Below are 3,547 nucleotides of genomic sequence, written 5' to 3'. Positions count from 1 at the left end.
GGCACACCCTGTTCGACGAAGGTCGGCACGTCGGGCAGGGCGCGCAGGCGCTTGTCGGATGTGACACCCACGGCGCGCAGCCTGCCGCCCTTCAGGTTTCCGATGCTGCTGCTGTATGCGTCGAACATCATGCTCACGCGTCCGGCGATCAAGTCCGGCATCGCCGCTCCGTTGCCCTTGTAAGGCACGTGCAGCAGCTTCACCTTGCTCTGCTGCATGAACATCTCGGCGGGGATGTGGGTCGCGGAGCCGACGCCGGCCGAGCCGTAGGTCAGGCTGCCGGGCTGCGCCTGCGCATTCCTCACGAACTCGGTCACCGATTTCTCGGTTCGCTCCGTCGACACCACCATGACGGCCGGAGAGCGCGCCATTGGGCCCACGCCCACGAAATCCTTGAGCAGTTCGTAGCCCGGTTCCTTCTTCACCGTCGGCTGCAACATGATCGTGGCGCCGGTCGAGAGCAGCGTGTAGCCGTCCGCGGGGGATGACTTCACGTGCCGGATGCCCACCAGGCTGTCGGCCCCCGGCCTGTTGTCGATGACGATCGGCTGGCCCAGCTTCTCGGACATCCGCTGCGCCACGAGGCGGGTGGTGTTGTCGCCCCAGCCGCCTGCCGCCGTCGCAACGACGATGCGCACGGGACGAGTCGGGAACGGATCGGCGGCAAGCGTCTGGCCTGTCGCCGCGACGCTGATCGCGACCGCAAGCCATGCGCGCGCGCGCCCCAAGTTTCGTTGTAGCTTCAACGGCATGCCATGGCTCCTGTCAGGTCGTGCCGATCTTCACGGTCTTGCTCAGTTCCCGCCACTTGCCGAGCTCGCGCTCGAGCACCTTCCGGTACTCCTCGGGCGACACGGTCTTGGGTCGCACCATCATCGTCTCGCGCATGCGCTGGTCGACATCCGGCATGGCGGAGACCTTGTTGAAGGCTTCGTTGAGACGCTGCACGACCGCCGGCGGCATGCCGGCCGGGCCCATCAAGCCGAAGAAGGTGTAGCTGCCCATCGACTTGAGTTCGGGCACTCCCGCCTCGGCCACGCTCGGGACGTTGGGCATGGCCTTGATGCGCTGCGTGCCGGTAACGGCGAGCGCCCTCACCTTGCCGTCGTTGAGGAGCGGAAGGGCGATCTGCGCCGTGATCATCGAGATGTCGACGTTGCCGCCCATGATGTCGCGCGTGATCTCCGCTTCGCTCTTGTACGGGATGTGGGTGTACGACGCGCCCGTAACGCTGATGAGGTACTCCATCTGGAGGTGATTACCCGAACCGATGCCGCCCGAGCCGTAGTTGAGTTTTCCGGGGTTCGCCTTGCCGTAGGCGATCAGTTCGGGAAAGGAGTTCACCGGCACATTGGGCCTCACGACCACCACGGCTTCCGCCTCGGCGACCAGTGCGATGGGCGTGAAGTTCTTCAGGATGTCATAGGGAAGATCCTTGCGGATCCCCGGGTTCTGCGCCAGAGCTCCACCGGTTCCCAACCACAGCGTGTAGCCATCGGGCTGCGCATTCATGACCGGCTGTGCCGCCAGCATCTCGGATGCGCCAGGCTTGTTGTCGACGATCAACGGCGTGTTGAGCACCTCTTGCAGCTTGGCCACGTAGTAGCGGGCCAAGGTGTCGGTGGTGCCGCCGGGGCCGTAGCCGATCAGGATCTTGATGGGGCGCGAGGGGAATTGATCGGCCTGCGACTCGCTCGTCGCGAAGACCGCGGCACAGGCCAGCGCGAACGTGCAGGCGCGCCTTGACACAAAGGAGGTCGAACTCGGGAACTTCATTGATTTGTCTCCAGTTGGAATGAGCTGTTGGACATCGTCCGGCGCCGGATGGACTGCAAGAGAGCAAGTCCGGTGCCACCGGCCTCCGCTCGCGTCGCACTATGAGAAAGACTGCTCGCAGATCAAAAGATGTATTCGCCGGAGGCAGTCGAGTCGCGACAGAGGACACTTTCGTGTTGACGAGGGCCACTCGGCAGGCATGGCGGCGGCTACTCCATGCGAATCCTGTCGTCCCTCACCACTCGGCCCCATCGGCCGGACTCTTCGCGTATGAAGCGAGCAAATTCGGCGGGCCCGCGGACCTTTACCACCAGTCCCAGTCCTGCAAGCCGCTCCTGCACACGCGAGTCGGCGACCGCCTTCGCGAACGCGCCATGCAGCCGGTCGATGACCTCCATCGGAGTGTTCACAGGGGCCAGGTAGCCGTACCACAGCATCGGCGTGAAATCGGCGAAACCCTGTTCGATCATGGTCGGCACGCCCGGCAGCGTGGGCACGCGCTGCTCGCTCGTCACGCCGATCAGTCGCAGCTGGCCGGCCTTGGCCATCTCCTGCACGGCGATGGTCGATGCGAACGTGAATTGCACCTGGTCGGCCAGCACGGCCTGGGCGGCCGGGCCGCCGCCGCGAAATGCGACGTGCGTCGCCGGGATCCGCGCCTGCTGTGCGAACCACACGGCCGCGATGTGAGTCTGCGAACCGCTGCCGCCCGACGAATAAAAGATGCCGCCGGACGCCGCCTTCGCATGCGCGACCAGGTCCGCCACTGTGCGAAAGCCGGACTTGGCGTTCACGACCAGTGCCAGCGGGACAGCGCCGATACCCGCCACGGGAAGGAAAGCCTTGTCCGGATCGAAGGGCAGGTTCTCCTGCAGGTGCGGGATGATGGCGTTCGTGGCCGTGGTCTGCAGCAGCGTATAGCCGTCCGCCCGGGCGGACGCGACCGCCTGCGTCCCGATCACTGTGTTGCCGCCCGACTTGTTCTCGATGACGAGCGCCTGGCCCAGTTCGGCCTGGGCCTTGTCGCCGACGATTCGCGCGACCGCGTCGCCCGCACCCCCCGCCGCGAACGGTACGACAATCTTGATCGGTCGGTTGGGGTAGGTGGATTGCGCCGCGGAAACGGCCATACGCGCGATTCCTGCAAACGCCAGGGCGGTACCGAGCATGTCTCTGCGATTCATCGCACTTCCTTGGAGTTGGTCGTTGGTCAGCCGGCGCGACCTGCGTCGGCGAGAACCATGTCGGCGCAGCGCTCGCCAATCATCATGGCCGGAATGCTGGTATTGCCCGAGATGATCATGGGCATGATGGAGCAGTCGGCCACGCGCAATCCGCTGATGCCGTAAACGCGCAGGCGAGGGTCCACGACGGCCATCGAGTCCTGGCCCATCTTGCAGGTGCCCACCGGGTGGTAGGTGGTGCCGCCCGACTTGCGGATGAAGTCGAGGATTTCCGCATCCGACTGCACTTTGGGCCCCGGTTGAAGTTCGTTCTCGATGACATTTGCAAGCGGCGATGCCGCGACGATTTCGCGCGCCCGCCTGACGGCCATCACGGCGGTGCGCTGGTCCTTTTCCGTGGCCAGGAAGTTGTAGTTGATCAAAGGGTCGGCGAAGGGGTCGCTGGACTGGATATGGGTGCTGCCGGAACTCTCGGGACGCTGGACCTGCGCAAAGATGAAGAACCCGTTGATCGGGGACATCAGCCGCTTCTTGTTGCGCACCTCGATCATGAACGGATTGGCCATCAGCGCGATGTCGGCCTGTTC

The 3,547-nt window shown here is 64.8% G+C and carries 4 protein-coding genes; all 4 read right to left on the bottom strand.

Going from position 1 to position 3,547, the window contains the following annotated elements:
- The coding region (locus AC1DY5_RS47365; protein WP_478121297.1) for a Bug family tripartite tricarboxylate transporter substrate binding protein at positions 1-752 on the bottom strand (752 nt) is incomplete at its 3' end.
- A 13-nt stretch (positions 753-765) separates the two neighbouring features.
- Positions 766-1,776 carry a Bug family tripartite tricarboxylate transporter substrate binding protein gene (locus tag AC1DY5_RS47360; protein WP_478121296.1) on the bottom strand — a complete coding sequence of 337 codons (1,011 nt, stop codon included), beginning with the start codon at positions 1,774-1,776 and terminating at the stop codon, positions 766-768.
- Between the two features lie 209 nt (positions 1,777-1,985).
- Positions 1,986-2,960, bottom strand: a complete 975-nt coding sequence (locus AC1DY5_RS47355) for a Bug family tripartite tricarboxylate transporter substrate binding protein (protein WP_478121295.1) — start codon at positions 2,958-2,960, stop codon at positions 1,986-1,988.
- Positions 2,961-2,986: 26 nt separating this feature from the next.
- On the bottom strand, positions 2,987-3,547 hold a 561-nt coding region (locus AC1DY5_RS47350), incomplete at its 5' end, for a GMC family oxidoreductase (RefSeq protein ID WP_478121294.1).

The organism is Variovorax sp. P4_D9 (assembly GCF_056401695.1).
This window is presented reverse-complemented; position numbering and strand designations above follow the sequence as displayed.

Bases quoted from the DNA above. Each gene is read 5' to 3' on its own strand.
- AC1DY5_RS47360 (WP_478121296.1), bottom strand. From the start codon at position 1,776: ATGAAGTTCCCGAGTTCGACCTCCTTTGTGTCAAGGCGCGCCTGCACG.
- AC1DY5_RS47355 (WP_478121295.1), bottom strand. From the start codon at position 2,960: ATGAATCGCAGAGACATGCTCGGTACCGCCCTGGCGTTTGCAGGAATC.